The organism is Enterobacter sp. 120016 (genome assembly GCF_018383635.1).
In the GTDB taxonomy this organism is placed as follows: Bacteria; Pseudomonadota; Gammaproteobacteria; order Enterobacterales; family Enterobacteriaceae; genus Enterobacter; species Enterobacter asburiae_D.
In genome coordinates this window covers 65,999-82,082 of sequence record NZ_JAHAWC010000002.1, presented here as the reverse complement: position 1 = coordinate 82,082, position 16,084 = coordinate 65,999, and the positions used below count along the sequence as shown (strand labels likewise).

The window sequence follows — 16,084 nt, the reverse complement described above, 5'->3', positions numbered from 1 at the left end:
TTACTATACTGCTGCTATTCCCTTTTTTAATAAGGAGAGCAGCATGCCCCATCTTCATAGCGTTATTCCCCCTTATATTCTTCGTCGTATTATCGAAAGCGGTTCCGAGCCGCAGCAGCGCTGTGCCCGTCAGACCTTAACCCACGTCCAGACGCTGATGGCCCACATGCCCGGCAAACCCGCCGCGCCGCACGTGAATAAAGCCGGACAGCTGGAGCGCGATATTTACGACGCGAAGCAGACCCAGGAGCTGCCGGGTACGCAGGTGCGTTACGAAGGCCAGCCGTCGAACGGCGATGTGGCGGTGGATGAAGCCTACGATTATTTGGGTATTACCCATGATTTCTTCTGGAAAGAATATCAGCGTGATTCGCTCGATAATAAAGGGCTTATTTTGACCGGCACCGTGCATTACGGTCGGGAATATCAAAACGCCTTCTGGAACGGTCAGCAGATGGTATTCGGCGACGGCGGCGAGGAAATATTTAACCGCTTTACCATCGCCATCGACGTGGTGGCGCACGAGCTGAGTCACGGCGTGACCGAGACCGAAGCCGGGCTTATCTATTTTGAACAGTCGGGCGCGCTGAACGAGTCTCTGTCTGACGTGTTTGGCTCGCTGGTCAAACAGTACCATCTGAAGCAAACCGCCGATAAAGCTGACTGGCTCATTGGTGAAGGGCTGCTGGCGAAAGGGATCAACGGCAAAGGGCTGCGCTCGATGTCTGAACCCGGCACCGCCTATGACGATCCTCTGCTCGGCAAAGACCCGCAGCCCGCGCACATGAAAGATTTCATTAAAACGCGCGAGGATAACGGCGGCGTGCATCTGAACTCCGGCATCCCCAACCGGGCATTTTACCTGGCCGCAACGGCGATCGGCGGCTACGCCTGGGAAAAAGCGGGTTATGCCTGGTACGACACGGTTTGCGATCGCAATCTGGCGCAGGATGCGGATTTTGAGGCCTTCGCAAAACTGACGATCGCGCACGGAGAGAAACGCTCCGGCGGCGACGCTGGTGCGGCCATTAAACAAGCCTGGGAACAGGTGGGAGTGTTGTAAATGCAGGTTCCGGAACTGACGGATGACGCCGTGGTTGAGCTGGCTCGGGAAGGCGGCGTCGCTTTTATTCCCAAACTGAGCGGACAGCGCACCATCGCGCTCTCCTCGCTCAATGAGGCCCAGCGCCAGCGCCTGGTGAGCATCCTGGAGCAGGCTTTTCCACGCGGCCAGCCGCCCGGGCAAGCCTCTTCACCCGGCAGCGGCGACCAGCGCTATTTCCGCATCCAGATTATCTGGACCGGACAAAATCAGGCGCACTACGCCGATATCATCGTGCTGGTGCCCGAGCAGGAAGCGCCCGAGTCGCTGGTCGAGCTGTGGAAGAAAGGCGAAGGCTGCGTCTGCGATTAACCTTCGGCCCGAACAAACTCCACGCGTTTTTTAGAGATAAGACCGTGGCCGTTCTGGCAGAAATAGTCCACCGCGCCGCAGGCTTTTAATACCTGGAGCGGCTGATGGCACTCCGGGCAGCGGGCTTCAAGCGCGATGTCCTTGTTACAGCTCTCGCAGTGTGCCACCCCGTTCAGGGGCTCCAGCGGTGCCTGGCAGTCCGGGCAGGTAATCGTCATGGTGACTCCTTAAAAGCGTTCAGATCTGCGGTAATTTTACCACGTTACGTTCAGTGCGGGCCACGCAGCTGCTGCTGTAACGCCAGCAGCAGCGTCACTTCCTCGACCCTGCGGCGCGTCGTGCGGCTCACCTCTTGCGGATCCCGTTCAAACAGGCTGTTGGCACCCAGAATATGCTCTGCAAGACAGCGCTCGTAGATCGTGCCGGGTATGTTCCAGCGTTGACGCGTGTCGCCATTCATCAGATCCAGCACATCTTCAGCACCGTGCCGGTCGTAACTGATAATGCGCCCATCGCGCAAATAGAGCCGTAAACCTTTTTGCCCGCCCGCGGGTCCCGCGTATTTGTTAAGCCAGATATCCACCGGCACGCCGCTGATGCTTCCCTGAAGATGCGCCTCGCCTTCCGCCGTGGTCAGGTCGCCTTTTGCAATATCGCGACCCAGGCGGTCTTTAGCCGTAACGACCCGCAGCGTCATCTCATCATTCCCGCCCAGATAGCGCACCGTTTCGCGCAGCATCGCCAGCACGTGCGTACCGATATCCAGAATCACGCCATCAGGGTGGCGAAGCGTACGCGCGTCCGGCTCGCCCGTGGCAAAGTTAAGCGCGATAGGCTCCCCTGCAGCGTTATATCCGCTCGGCTCCTGCAAAAAACCGTCGATTTTGACGATGTCAGAGACATTGTCAACCAGCGACCGCTTCACCGTTTCGATACGCGCCATCCAGTGATCGAGCGCCAGCACGCGGGAGGCGACGTTGGGGTTCGCCAGCAGCGCATTGAGCTTTTCTGTTTGGGGAAGCGTGGCGACAATCGGTTTTTCAACCACGATGCGGGAAACCGATGAGGCGAGAGCGTGTTCAAGCACCTCAAGATGGTGCAGCGACGCCGTGGTAATAAACAGGGTATCAAGCGGCCGGGAGAGGAGTTCAGCCAGTGTGGCACAGCGCGTTACGCCCTCCGGCTGTTTTACGGGCTGGATATCAAAGCCTAAACAGTGAGGGGGAGTATCAAAGATTTTTCGTATTGCGGGCAGGTAAGCTGTTTCAACGACTGCGCCAAGACCAACAAACCCTAACAGCATGTTCTTACCTCGTCGAGTAAATTGCCGGGGCATAACGCCGCCCCGGCAAGATCGAGGTTTAAGAGGCGTTAGCTGCCGGTTTAGTCTGCGCATTTTCCAGCATGCGGCGCACCGGAACAATGAGGACGATCAGTACCGCGGCACAAATCAGCAGTGCGACGGAGCAGCGGGCAAAGAGATCCGGCAGCATATCCAGCTGATCGGCCTTCACGTGGCCGCCAATCAGGCCCGCCGCCAGGTTACCCAGCGCGCTGGCGCAGAACCACAGCCCCATCATCTGGCCGCGCATTCTTTCCGGCGCAAGCAGCGTCATGGTCGCCAGGCCAATCGGACTCAGGCACAGTTCGCCGAGCGTCAGCATCAGGATGCTGCCCACCAGCCAGAACGGCGACACGCCCGCCCCACCGCTGCTCAGCACGTTCTGTGCCGCCAGCATCATCAGGCCAAAGCCCGCTGCCGCGCACAGAATACCAATAACAAACTTGGTGATGCTGCTCGGGCGAATGTTTTTGCTCGCCAGCTTCGGCCATGCCCAGCTAAACACCGGTGCCAGCAGGATGATGAACAGGGCGTTGATCGACTGGAACCACACCGCCGGGATTTCAAAATCTCCAATCATGCGGTTAGTGTAGTCGTTGGCAAACAGGTTGAACGAGGTTGGCTTTTGTTCGAACGCGGACCAGAAGAACGCCGCGGAGATCAGCAGAATAAAGCAGACCAGCAGCCTGGCGCGCTCTTTACGGTTCAGCCCCGCAAAAACAAACAGATAAATGAAGTAGAGGGCAACGGACGCCGCAATCACGTAGACCAGCACGCTGGCTACCGCGACCGGGTTAATCACAATCACGCCCTGCGCAATCAGCGTCACGATCGTTGCCACACCTGCCGCCAGCGCCAGCAGCCAAACGCCCACGCCGTTACGCTTCACCACCGGGCTGTTCCAGGTAGAGTCGAGGCCGACTTCGCCGTCATAGCGTTTCATTGCCGGAACGGCAAACACGCGGAAGATAATCAGCGCCACCAGCATCCCGATGCCGCCAATACCAAAGCCCCAGTGCCAGCCGTGGGTTTTGATCAGCCAGCCGGAAATCAACGGCGCGATGAACGAGCCCATGTTGATGCCCATATAGAACAGCGAGAAACCGCCGTCACGACGCGCGTCGCCTTTTTTATACAGGGTGCCGACCATCACTGAGATACAGGTCTTAAACAGCCCGGAGCCAAGCACGATGAACATCAGGCCGATAAAGAACAGGTTGTTCCCCATCACCGCTGAGAGCGCGATCGACAGGTGTCCGAGCGCAATCAGGATCGAACCGTACCAGACGGCTCTCTGCTGACCGAGCCAGTTATCCGCCAGCCAGCCGCCCGGCAGCGCGGCCAGGTACATGGTACCGGCAAAGATACCGACAATCGCCGAGGCGTTTTCACGCGCCAGGCCCATCCCGCCGTCATAGACGGTAGCGGCCATAAACAGGATCAGTAACGGACGGATGCCGTAAAACGAGAAACGCTCCCACATCTCGGTGAAGAACAGGGAACCGAGCGGATACGGATGGCCGAAGAACGTTCGGCTCTCTTTTTGATTAACAGTGGATTGCATAATTCTCCCGAAAGGTATGTCGTCGTGCTTGTAAACACCAGCAGGTACGCCGGCCAGTTACGTATCTGGCCGATTTTTTACATGCGGCGAAAAGTTAGTTAACCATTTGATAACCAGGCGCTAGTTTTGTCTAGTACCGGACCCTGGACTTTAAGATGAAAATTCGACGATTGTCTACTTTCTTAGATTTAAACTTGGTTAAAAGTGAATAGTGATTGACTTCACACAGAGAAAACCGACGGTCTGACCAGGCAAAAAAAAGCCCGCGATAATCGCGGGCTTTCGTGAAGCAGGCAAAGCTTATTTGCTTTTCTTAATGTGCTTAATCAAGCGCTTACGCTTACGCATCTGGTTTGGCGTCAGGGTGTTGCGCTTGTTGGCAAACGGGTTTTCCCCTTCCTTAAACTGGATACGGATAGGCGTGCCCATTACGTCCAGCGATTTACGGAAGTAGTTCATCAGATAGCGCTTGTAGGAATCCGGCAGGTCTTTTACCTGGTTGCCGTGAATTACTACGATTGGCGGGTTATAACCACCGGCGTGGGCATATTTCAGCTTCACGCGACGGCCGCGCACCAGCGGCGGCTGATGGTCTTCCGCAGCCATATTCATGATGCGCGTCAGCATCGCGGTGCTCTGACGACGGGTGGAGCTGTCATACGCTTCACGTACGGATTCGAACAGGTTACCCACGCCGCTGCCGTGCAGCGCAGAGATAAAGTGCACGCGGGCGAAGTCGATAAAGCCCAGACGGAAGTCGAGGGTCTCTTTCACCTGCTCGCGCACTTCATTGCTCAGGCCATCCCACTTGTTGACCACGATAACCAGTGAGCGCCCACTATTGAGGATAAAGCCGAGCAGAGAGAGGTCCTGATCGGAGATACCTTCACGCGCGTCGATGACCAGCAGCACGACGTTGGCATCTTCGATCGCCTGCAGGGTTTTGATAACGGAGAATTTTTCCACCACATCGGTGATTTTCCCGCGCTTACGCACCCCGGCGGTGTCAATGAGGACATACTCACGCTCATCGCGCTGCATAGGGATGTAGATACTGTCACGGGTGGTGCCCGGCATGTCGTAAACGACCACGCGCTCTTCACCCAGAATACGGTTAGTAAGCGTAGACTTACCTACGTTTGGACGACCCACGATAGCCAGCTTGATCGGCAGATCCTGCGGGTTGAAGTCGTCTTCAGGCTCTTCTTCGCCCTCTTCTCCGTCTTCGAACTGCGCCCAGTATTCAGCGTCTTCGTCGACTTCTTCCGGCGGGTTTACTTCATCAACCCACGGCAGCAGCACGGTTTCCAGCAGGCTGGTCACGCCACGGCCATGCGATGCCGCAATCGGGTAGATTTCACCCAGGCCCAGAGACCAGAAATCCGCGACGGCCTGATCGGCATCGATACCGTCAGTTTTGTTCGCCACCAGGAAGGTCGGCTTTTCGCGAGAACGCAGATGTTTGGCAATAGCGGAATCCGCCGGCATCAGGCCAGCGCGCGCATCCACCATAAACAGCACCACATCCGCTTCTTCAATCGCCAGCAGCGATTGTTCCGCCATGCGGGTTTCAACGCCGTCTTCTGTGCCGTCAATACCACCGGTATCAATACAGATGAACTCGCGTCCTTCCACCTCTGCACGACCGTACTTACGGTCACGCGTCAGCCCCGGGAAATCCGCAACCAGCGCATCACGGGTGCGTGTTAAACGGTTAAAAAGAGTGGATTTTCCAACGTTAGGGCGCCCGACAAGCGCGACCACAGGTACCATGTTTGAAGCCTCATAAAATTCAAAATAACGTCGCTTTCGCGGCGTTTTTAAAAATGTCAAAACGGCTCCTGAGTGAACAGGAGCCGTTTAGTATACTACAACCGCCGGGTAATTAACGCGTGATCGCGTACAGCGTGCCGTCTTTTGCCTGAATCAGCAGTTTGCCGTCGGCCACAACCGGATCGGTCAGGAAACCAGAGCTGTCGACTTTTTGCTGTGCAACAAAGCGGCCGTTATCCGGATCGATCCAGTGCATATACCCTTCGCTGTCACCGACCACCAGGCTACCGTTGTAAAGCGCAGGCGCGGTCAGCAGACGGTGCAGCAGATCGCTTTGCGTCCACAGCGTTACGCCGCCTTCGGTGCTCAGCGCCAGCAGACGGTCGTTCTGATCGACCATATAAATGCGGTTACCCTCAACGATGAAATCGTTCACAGAGCCCAGCTCACGTTTCCACATGATTTGGCCGCTGCGCAGATCCATCGCGGTCAGGTTTCCGTTATAGGCCAGCGCGTACACCACACCGTTAACGATAACCGGCGTTGTGTCTACGTCGCTCAGACGATCAATTTCCGTTGAGCCAGTGGCCTGAGAGATACGCTGCTGCCAGATCATCTGGCCCTGCTGCATCAGCACTGCGCTCACGCGACCGTTGTCACCGCCCACAACGGCAGCACCAAATGCGGTGGCCGGGGCAGATTCGCCGCGCAGAGAGAGCGCAGGCATATCCAGGTTAACGGTCCATTTCACCAGACCGTCCGCTTCGTTCAGCGCCTGCAGCTGGCCGTTGCTGGTATGAATCAGCACCAGGCCATCGCTCACCACCGGACGAGACAGGGATTCACCCGCCACGGTTGTTTGCCAGGCAATGGAGCCGTCGCTGCTGTTCAGCGCATAAACCTGCGCTTTTTCGCTGCCCACGTAGACATGACCACCGGCAACGGTCAGACCGCCAGACAGGAGTGCAGGTTTACGGGAGAACCAGCCGTCTTTTTCCGCCAGGTTAACGGACCAGACTTCTTTCCCGTCATCGGCGTTCACCGCTTTCACGGTACCTTTGCGGTCAGCAGCATAGACAACGCTGTCTGCATACGCCGGATGAAGGTTGGAATAGAAATCACCAATCCCATTGCCCACGGAGACATCCCACGCGGTGGATGGGGTAAACTGGTTTTCAACCGTCGGCAGTGGGGACATTTTCACAACGTCTTCTTCGCCACTGAACAGTGAACAACCACTCAATAACGTAACAGAAAGCAGTCCTGGCAGAAGTAATTTACGCAATTGCATCGGGTCCCTCTCAGACGGACAAATTATTTATTTTCATCTGCATCATTTCGCTCAGCGCAGGTGAAGCATTGCTCTCTACGCCAGCTTGCCACGCTTTACGCGCGCCCGCTTTGTCACCTTTGCTCAGCAGTGCTTCACCGCGCAGATCGGCAACGATGGCAGCAAAACCTTCGCCTTTGATGGTTTCGAGCGTTTTCAGCGCATCGTCAACTTTCTTCTGCTGAACCTGAATACGTGCCAGGCGCAGATTGATCACCGCTTTCAGGTTCTCATCGCTGGCCGCAGCAAGGCTCTGAGAGAGCTGAGCAGCAGCTTTATCCAGTTCGTTCTTATCAACGTACTGCTGAGCCACTTCCAGCGCAGCCAGTGCACCGTAGGTGTTTTTGTTGTCAGCCGCAAATTTTTCTGCCGCAGCCAGCGTTTGCGGCTGATCGGCACGAATTGCGCTAACGGTAGTTTCATAGGACAGTGACGCGCCGCGCGCGGAATCCGCCTGATGACTGTTCCAGTAACGCCAGCCCATCAGCGCACCGACACCTAAAATAACCCCAACAACCAGCGCTTTGCCGTTTTCAACAAAGAAGCGTTTAATCGCGTCGACCTGATCGTGTTCGTTCTCGTAAATTTCCACGCAGTCCTTCTCCTTAGCCCAATAGAGTGCGCAAGTGCGCCGCAACGCCGTCCTGCGTTACCGTTGTCTGCTCACCAGAGCGCAGGTCCTTCACCACCACTTCGCCGTTAGCCACTTCGGACTCGCCCAGCACCAGTGCAATACTTGCGCCCCACTTATCGGCACGAGCAAACTGTTTTTTGAAGTTGCCGCCGCCATGGTTGGTCATCAGCTTAACGCCCGGTAGCGCATCGCGCACGCGTTCGGCAAGCTGCATCGCCGCAGACTGCGTTTCCGCGCCTGAGGCCACCAGGTATATATCGACAACGGAATCTGCTTTAAATTCCGGATTAACTGCCTGAACCAGCAAAACAAGTCGCTCAAGGCCCATCGCGAAGCCAACAGCAGGCGCTGCACGACCGCCAAGCTGCTCAACCAGACCGTCATAACGGCCGCCCGCACATACGGTGCCCTGAGAGCCGAGGCTGGTGGTCACCCACTCAAACACGGTACGGTTGTAGTAGTCCAGACCGCGCACCAGGCGCTGGTTCACGGTATAGGCGATGCCTGCCGCTTCCAGCAGCTTGCACAGGCCCGCGAAGTGTTCGCGAGATTCTTCATCCAGGTAGTCACCCAGCGCAGGCGCATCGTTCAGCAGTGCCTGAACGTCCGCGTTTTTGGAATCTAGAACGCGCAGCGGGTTGCTGTACATACGACGTTTGCAGTCTTCGTCCAGCTTCTCTTTATGCTGTTCCAGGAACGCTACCAGCGCATCGCGGTAGTTAGCGCGTGCTTCCAGAGAACCGATAGAGTTCAGCTCCAGGGAAACGTGATCGGCGATACCGAGGGCGCGCCACCAGCGGGCGGTCAGCATAATCAGCTCAGCGTCGATGTCCGGGCCCTGTAGGCCAAAGACTTCCACCCCCAGCTGATTGAACTGGCGATAACGCCCTTTCTGAGGACGTTCGTGGCGGAACATCGGGCCGATATACCACAGGCGCTGCTCCTGATTGTACAGAAGACCATGTTCGATGCCGGCGCGTACGCAGCCCGCCGTACCTTCCGGACGCAGGGTCAGGCTGTCGCCGTTGCGGTCCTCAAAGGTGTACATCTCTTTTTCAACCACGTCGGTGACTTCACCAATCGCGCGTTTGAATAACGGGGTCTGCTCTACAATCGGCAAACGGATTTCGCTGTAACCGTAGCTGCCGAGCACCTGCTTCAGCGTGCCTTCAATGCGCTGCCAGATGGCGGTTTCGCCAGGCAGATAATCGTTCATGCCGCGGATGGCTTGAATGTTTTTTGCCACGTTTATTCTCTTTCTATATACAAAAAAAACCCAAAGAATGGGTTCAATCATACATGGGAAGCGGCACGCTTCCCATCACGTTATTTTTCAACCTGCTGAACGCTGATACGCTGTGTTTCGTCCATCATGGCGGCTTTGGCGCGGATGCGGGCTTCAAGCTGGTCGATCATGTCGCTATTATCCAGACGATCTTTACGAACGCCATCTTCATAGAGACCACTTTTCTTGTTACCGCCGGTGACGCCCAGGGTTGACACCAGTGCTTCACCCGGACCGTTTACCACGCAGCCGATGATGGAGACGTCCATCGGGGTGATAATGTCTTCCAGACGTTGCTCCAGGGCATTGACCGTCCCGATCACATCAAACTCCTGACGTGAGCAGGTTGGGCAGGCAATGAAGTTGATCCCGCGCGCGCGAATACGCAGTGACTTCAGGATATCGAAACCGACTTTGATCTCTTCGACCGGATCGGCCGCCAGCGAGACGCGCAGGGTGTCACCGATCCCTTCAGAGAGCAGCAGCCCCAGACCGATCGCGGATTTTACAGAGCCGCTGCGCAGGCCGCCCGCTTCGGTGATCCCGAGGTGCAGAGGCTGGTCGATCTGCTTTGCCAGCAGGCGATAAGATTCAACTGCGAGAAATACATCTGACGCTTTTACGCTGACTTTAAACTGATCAAAGTTCAGACGATCCAGATGATCCACATGGCGCATCGCGGATTCGAGCAGCGCCTGGGGCGTCGGCTCACCGTATTTTTCCTGCAGGTCTTTTTCCAGAGAACCGGCGTTAACGCCGATGCGGATAGGAATATTTTTATCGCGGGCGCAGTCCACTACCATGCGGATACGCTCTTCGTTACCAATGTTGCCCGGGTTAATACGCAGGCAATCGACGCCGTATTCGGCCACTTTCAGGGCGATGCGGTAGTCGAAGTGGATATCAGCCACCAGCGGAACGCTGACCTGCTGTTTAATCAGCTTGAACGCCTCAGCGGCATCCATGGTTGGGACGGAGACGCGAACAATGTCCGCGCCTACACGTTCTAATGCTTTGATTTGATTGACCGTCGCTTCCACATCGGTGGTGCGCGTGTTGGTCATCGACTGAACGGCGATAGGTGCCCCATCGCCGATTGGCACATTCCCAACGTAAATCCGTTTCGATTTTCTACGTTGAATCGGAGCCTGGTTATGCATGAAAAATCTCCCGCGTTGCCCGTCTGTTACTGTGCTGCTGATTGTTCGGCATTAACGGTAAGACGCGCAACCTGGTTAGTTCTGATAAAGCGGCTCAGGTCGACAGGTTTTCCTTGATACTGGATCTGTACCGCTGCCGGAGCGCCGATTTTAAGTTTATAGGGAGCCTGGCCAGTTAGGTTTAACGTGCCATCTTTACGCTGCAGGCCGCTGAACAGTTTTTTACCTGTCGCGTCAGTCACTTCCAGCCAGCAGTCGGCGCTGAAGTTCATCACCAGCGCGTTGGGATCGGCTGCTGTCGCCGTACCCGCCGGGCTGGTTGGCAGAGTCGCTGCGCTATTGTCTGCAGGCTGAGTAGCCGCAGGCACGTTCGCCGCAGTATCAACATTCGCCTGAGAAGGGGCCACAACCGCGTTTTGATCCTGAGCCTGCGGCGCAGCGGTGTTAGCCGTTGCTGCCGGGGCCTGTGCTGCACCGGTCGCCGACATGTCTGGTGCTGCGGTCTGTGGCTCGCTGGAGGAAGCTGCACCGTCGGTATTCAGCGGCACGTTCTGGCCATTCTCACTTCCGGCCTGGTTGAGTTCAGCGGAGGATTGATCGGCCATGGTGGTGATCTCTTCCTGCTGCGCCTTGTGGTTTTGCCACCACCATGCACCGGTCAGACCGATCACCACAAACAGCACCAGCCAGGTAAAGCTCATCAGCCAGCCATCACGTTTTTTACGACGTTTCCCCAGGGAGAAGGTCTGCATCGGCGCAACTTTTGCTGCACGGACCGGGGCCTGCTTTTCCATCATTGGCAGTAATTCGTTTTCGGGGATATGCACCAGTTTTGCGTAAGAGCGGATATAACCGCGCAGGAACGTTGAAGCCAGATCGGCGGGTGCCTTATCTTCTTCAATATCGCGAACCGTGGAAACCTTCAGGCACAAGCGTTCCGCAACGGCTTGCTGGCTGAGTCCGAGTTGTTCACGGGCGTTGCGAAGACGAACGCCAGTGGAGAGTGCTTCATGTTGGTCGTGAGTGGCTTCAGTATTCATTCGCTACAACTACTGGTACGTGAAAAATAAGGGTTCAGGTGCCGGTGAGTCACAATGCCACCCGCACCGCGAAACTTCTGGTCAGTTAACCTTGAACAGAGAGTATAAGACTGTCAGCCCGGAGATGACAGTACAGCCCTGCCCGTACGGCTAAACTGTTGTTACGTCGTTACATACTGCCCGAAAGTCGAATGAAACGCACCGTAATTATTGATCAGTCATCACGAATCTGACTGATTATTCAGTAAGGTTATGCTTCACGGCGCAGATAATGCGCCGCGAGTGCATAATAATCAAACAGCTTTAACCGCGATCGTCTCGCCCTGCATGCGTTTACGCAGAGTACGTTTGGTACGGTCAATAACATCCCCTGCCAGCTGTCCGCATGCTGCATCAATGTCATCACCACGGGTTTTACGCACGATGGTGGTGAAACCATACTCCATCAGCACCTTGGAGAAACGGTCGATACGGCTGTTCGAGCTACGGCCATACGGCGCGCCCGGGAACGGGTTCCATGGGATCAGGTTGATTTTGCATGGCGTATCTTTCAGCAGTTCAGCCAGCTGATGCGCATGTTCGGTACCGTCGTTGACGTGGTCAAGCATCACGTACTCGATGGTCACGCGGCCCTGGTTGGCGTTGGATTTCTCCAGATAGCGACGCACCGCAGCGAGGAAGGTTTCGATATTGTACTTTTTGTTGATCGGCACAATTTCGTCACGAATTTCGTCGTTTGGTGCATGCAGGGAGATCGCCAGCGCAACGTCAATCATATCGCCCAGCTTGTCCAGCGCAGGCACGACGCCAGAGGTAGACAGCGTGACGCGACGCTTGGACAGGCCAAAACCGAAGTCATCCAGCATGATTTCCATCGCCGGCACCACGTTGGTCAGGTTCAGCAGCGGCTCACCCATCCCCATCATCACCACGTTGGTGATAGGACGCGTACCGGTTACTTTTGCCGCGCCCACGATTTTCGCGGCACGCCAGACCTGGCCGATAATTTCTGACACGCGCAGGTTACGGTTAAAGCCTTGCTGCGCGGTTGAGCAGAATTTGCACTCCAGCGCACAGCCTACCTGAGAGGAGACGCACAGCGTGGCGCGGTCTTCTTCCGGGATGTAGACGGTTTCAACGCGCTGATCGCCGACCGCAATCGCCCATTTGATGGTGCCATCCGCGGAGCGCTGCTCTTCCACCACTTCCGGTGCGCGGATTTCAGCCACTTCTTTGAGCTTGTTGCGCAGGACCTTATTGATGTCGGTCATGTCATCAAAGTTGTCGCTGCAGTAATGGTACATCCACTTCATGACCTGATCGGCACGAAACGGCTTTTCGCCCATCTCTTTAAAGAACTCGCGCATCTGCTGACGGTTCAGATCCAGCAGGTTGATTTTTCCATTTTTATTGGGAACCGCAGGAATGGCGACTTCGGAGGTATTCACTAGTTCAGACATAATATTTTCCGGCCTCGTTGTTACACGTTATGGCCCGTGGAGGGTTGAATAGAAACGCCCCGGAAAGCAGTCTGCTCGTCCGGGGCGTTGCATTGTACAAAGTCTGACGCAGGGATGCCACGTCTGGACGCGGCATTTACGAAAATAATGTGTAAACGAAACCGTTAAATTAACGGGTACGTGGACACACTTCGCCTTCTGCGAAGAAGAAAGCGATTTCGCGTGCAGCAGATTCAACAGAGTCAGAACCGTGGGTGCCGTTCTCGGTGAAGCTGTCCGCATAGTCAGCGCGCAGAGTACCTGCCAGCGCGTTGTCCGGGTTGGTTGCGCCCAGCAGGTCACGGTGACGCTGTACTGCGTTTTCGCCTTCCAGCACGGATACCACGATTGGACCGGAGGTCATGAACTCAACCAGGCCGTCAAAGAATGGGCGACCTTCGTGCTCAGCGTAGAAGCCGCGAGCCTGCTCAACGGTCAGGTGCAGCATTTTGGTGCCAACAATTTTGAACCCTGCAGATTCAAAGCGAGCGAAGATGCTGCCAATAACGTTTTTTGCCACCGCGTTTGGTTTGATGATGGAAAAAGTACGTTCAATAGCCATGATAACCTCTGTCAATGTTCTGTTGTTTTGCATACCTGAGTATGGTGTGGCGCGGATTATAATGAGCAATAGCGCCATTGCCTATGGATTCAGGTAACATTTTTTTAAAATAAGACGAGTTTTAGCAACAGCTCACATCTGAAAGCTGTTTTCAGATCACTGCAGCGTAAAATTCACCGTCGCGACCTGCCCGGTCTCATCCATAACGAGTAACTGATAATCGCCCGACTTATCAAGCTGTAATGTGTAAACTCTTCCCTTCACACTCAGCGGTTCACCGTTCAAAAACCACCAGCGCTCACCGCTGTTGCCGGTCGCCTGAAGCGGCAGCGAAACGCGGGATTCACCCGGCAGACGTTTGATAACGGCCCCTTCGCGCACGCCTGTCAGGATGAGTGGCGCAGGTGCGTCCTGCGACAGCGGAGGGCACGTTGTTGATGAAGGAGGGACCCGTACCGCGCGACGCTCGGTCGCAGGCAGCCACGGCTCCAGCGGCAGCGGCCAGACATCCAGGACTTTTTCCGTTGCATCAGGGCAATCTGCCGCCACACGCTTACCCGTTTTATCCAGCCAGACCGGGAAGCGAATGCCGCGAATACCTTCCTGCTCCGGCAGCAGCAGCGTGGGCGGTTCACTCCCTTCCAGCAGCCAGGTCGACAGGCGACGCCGACAGTTTTCACTCCCTTCCGGCAGCGACTGGCCGCCAGGCCAGCAGATCACGCCCCGCCCGACGCTCTCCGGCCGCGGATCGCGCGGCAGGCGGGCTTCGTCTACCGTTGAGCGTGACTGAAGCAGGTTATTGACCTGGTTTAATAGCGGAACCGCGCTGGCGAAACCAAACTGCCCCGCCACCGGCGTGCCGTCCGGTCGTCCGGTCCAGATGCCAATCACGTAACGGGCATTCAGACCGATGGCCCAGGCATCGCGGTAGCCGTAGCTGGTGCCGGTTTTCCACGCCAGCGGCGCGATTTGCGGTAGCGCATTATCCGGCAGCGGCTGCGCCTCGTTCGCCAGAATACGGCGAATAATCCACGCCGAGCCTTGCGATACCAGCGGACGTTCAATCAGCGGGTCACCCGGCTGTAACCGCAGCCTTCCCGCCTTACCGTGTCGGGCAAAGGCGCTGTAGGCCGCGGCGATATCGGCCAGCCGCGCGCCTGCCCCGCCGAGGATCAGAGAAAGATTCGGCTGCGCCCCCGCGGGCAGGATCAGCGGCAACCCCGCGTTGCTCAGCATCCCGGCAAAACGTTTAGGCCCGTAGGCTTCCAGTACCTGTACCGCGGGCAGGTTAAGGGAGCGCACCAGCGCTTCACTCATGCTGACCGGTCCGTGGAACCCGCTGTCAAAATTCCCTGGCCGATAATCACCGGTTTTTCGGGGAACGTCCTGGAGCAGCGAGGCGGGATGGATCAGGCCATCGTCCAGCGCCATACCGTAGATAAAAGGCTTTAACACCGATCCCGGGGATCGGATCGCGTTGACCATATCCACGTGGCTGAAACGACTATCATCGTTAATATCCACCGATCCGACCCAGCCGCGCACTTTCATATCGGTGTGATCCACGACGATCATCGCCAGCGAGCTGCGCGCCGGCAGGCGAGATTTCCAGTTCATCGCCAGCTCTTCCAGCTGCCGCTGCAGTCCGGCATCCAGCGTGGTGACTATTTTAGTGTCGCGGCTTTTGCCGAGCATCATGCGCGCAAAGAGCGGCGCCAGCTGCGGCATCTGTCGGGGTGCCAGCCATACCGATTCTTCCCGCGATTCTTTGACCTGCTTCGCGGACCAGACGCCCTGCGTGACCATGCGGTCGAGCACTTTATTGCGCGCCGCTTCGGCCCGCTCAGGCCAGCGGTCCGGGCGTAAGCGGCTGGGTGCCTGCGGCAGTACCGCCAGCAGCGCCGCTTCGGAATAGCTGAGCTGCGACGGCGGTTTGCCGAGATAGGTCCAGCTTGCAGCTCCGACGCCCTGCAGCGTGCCGCCAAAGGGGGCACGGTTGAGATAGAGCGTCAGGATATCGCGTTTAGAGAGGTGCCACTCCAGCTGCATCGCCCGCCAGAGCTGACGAACTTTGCCGCCAAAGGTGCGCGGATGCGGGTCCAGCAGGCGGGCTACCTGCATGGTGAGCGTACTGCCGCCAGAGACGACTTTGCCAGAGCTGAGATCCTGCCAGGCGGCGCGCAGAACAGAGAGCGGGTTTACGCCAGGATGATCCCAGAACCAGCGATCTTCGTACTGGATCAGCGCCTCAAGATAGCGGGGAGAGACCTCTTCAATCGTAACCGGGTAGCGCCAGATCCCGTCGCTGTCCGCAAAGCGCCACAGCGGCGTGCCCTTCTCGTCCACCACCACCCGGGCGGGGTTAACCTCTTTCAGAGGCAGCGGCCACAGGCGGTCGGCGGCAACGATCAGCCCCCATAAAACGAGAAGCGCTCCCGCCAGCCATAGCCAGCGGGAGCGTGTCAGACGAGCTATCTGCAT

At 56.8% G+C, this 16,084-nt stretch carries 14 protein-coding genes; 2 read left to right on the top strand and 12 right to left on the bottom strand.

Translation table 11 applies throughout. From position 1 onward, the window contains the following. Positions 1-43: 43 nt before the first annotated feature. Together KIF87_RS04660 and KIF87_RS04655 are read left to right on the top strand one after the other, a co-directional pair. Positions 44-1,063, top strand: a complete 1,020-nt coding sequence (locus KIF87_RS04660) for a M4 family metallopeptidase (RefSeq protein WP_213328060.1) — start codon at positions 44-46, stop codon at positions 1,061-1,063. Beyond that, positions 1,064-1,414 carry a protealysin inhibitor emfourin gene (locus KIF87_RS04655; protein WP_024908659.1) on the top strand — a complete coding sequence of 117 codons (351 nt, stop codon included), beginning with the start codon at positions 1,064-1,066 and terminating at the stop codon, positions 1,412-1,414. On the opposite strand, the gene KIF87_RS04650 is transcribed toward KIF87_RS04655, so the two are convergent. The 12 genes from KIF87_RS04650 to pbpC form a co-directional block, all read right to left on the bottom strand. Next, positions 1,411-1,632 carry a zinc ribbon domain-containing protein gene (locus KIF87_RS04650; protein ID WP_023294288.1) on the bottom strand — a complete coding sequence of 74 codons (222 nt, stop codon included), beginning with the start codon at positions 1,630-1,632 and terminating at the stop codon, positions 1,411-1,413. The genes KIF87_RS04655 and KIF87_RS04650 overlap by 4 nt on opposite strands. A 50-nt stretch (positions 1,633-1,682) precedes the next feature. Continuing rightward, positions 1,683-2,717 carry a Gfo/Idh/MocA family oxidoreductase gene (locus KIF87_RS04645; protein WP_213328059.1) on the bottom strand — a complete coding sequence of 345 codons (1,035 nt, stop codon included), beginning with the start codon at positions 2,715-2,717 and terminating at the stop codon, positions 1,683-1,685. Positions 2,718-2,775: 58 nt separating this feature from the next. Beyond that, positions 2,776-4,320, bottom strand: a complete 1,545-nt coding sequence (locus KIF87_RS04640; protein WP_032659418.1) for a peptide MFS transporter — start codon at positions 4,318-4,320, stop codon at positions 2,776-2,778. Positions 4,321-4,620: 300 nt separating this feature from the next. Then, positions 4,621-6,093: a ribosome biogenesis GTPase Der gene (gene der / locus KIF87_RS04635; protein ID WP_023308811.1), complete on the bottom strand. Its 1,473-nt coding sequence runs from the start codon at positions 6,091-6,093 to the stop codon at positions 4,621-4,623. A gap of 112 nt (positions 6,094-6,205) precedes the next feature. Next, positions 6,206-7,384: an outer membrane protein assembly factor BamB gene (gene bamB / locus KIF87_RS04630; protein ID WP_213328058.1), complete on the bottom strand. Its 1,179-nt coding sequence runs from the start codon at positions 7,382-7,384 to the stop codon at positions 6,206-6,208. Positions 7,385-7,394: 10 nt separating this feature from the next. Continuing rightward, positions 7,395-8,015, bottom strand: a complete 621-nt coding sequence (locus KIF87_RS04625; RefSeq protein WP_213328057.1) for a YfgM family protein — start codon at positions 8,013-8,015, stop codon at positions 7,395-7,397. A gap of 13 nt (positions 8,016-8,028) precedes the next feature. Beyond that, entirely contained in the window at positions 8,029-9,303 is a 1,275-nt protein-coding gene (hisS, locus tag KIF87_RS04620; RefSeq protein ID WP_032622984.1) for a histidine--tRNA ligase, read from the bottom strand. An 80-nt stretch (positions 9,304-9,383) separates the two neighbouring features. Next, positions 9,384-10,502, bottom strand: a complete 1,119-nt coding sequence (gene ispG, locus KIF87_RS04615) for a flavodoxin-dependent (E)-4-hydroxy-3-methylbut-2-enyl-diphosphate synthase (RefSeq protein ID WP_023308814.1) — start codon at positions 10,500-10,502, stop codon at positions 9,384-9,386. Positions 10,503-10,528: 26 nt separating this feature from the next. Further along, positions 10,529-11,542, bottom strand: coding sequence for a cytoskeleton protein RodZ (gene rodZ / locus KIF87_RS04610; protein WP_213328056.1), 1,014 nt, complete (start codon positions 11,540-11,542; stop codon positions 10,529-10,531). Between the two features lie 293 nt (positions 11,543-11,835). After that, positions 11,836-13,002 carry a dual-specificity RNA methyltransferase RlmN gene (gene rlmN, locus KIF87_RS04605; RefSeq protein ID WP_014171168.1) on the bottom strand — a complete coding sequence of 389 codons (1,167 nt, stop codon included), beginning with the start codon at positions 13,000-13,002 and terminating at the stop codon, positions 11,836-11,838. Between the two features lie 169 nt (positions 13,003-13,171). Then, positions 13,172-13,603: a nucleoside-diphosphate kinase gene (gene ndk / locus KIF87_RS04600; RefSeq protein ID WP_003860625.1), complete on the bottom strand. Its 432-nt coding sequence runs from the start codon at positions 13,601-13,603 to the stop codon at positions 13,172-13,174. A gap of 156 nt (positions 13,604-13,759) precedes the next feature. Then, positions 13,760-16,084, bottom strand: coding sequence for a peptidoglycan glycosyltransferase PbpC (gene pbpC / locus KIF87_RS04595; protein WP_213328055.1), 2,325 nt, complete (start codon positions 16,082-16,084; stop codon positions 13,760-13,762).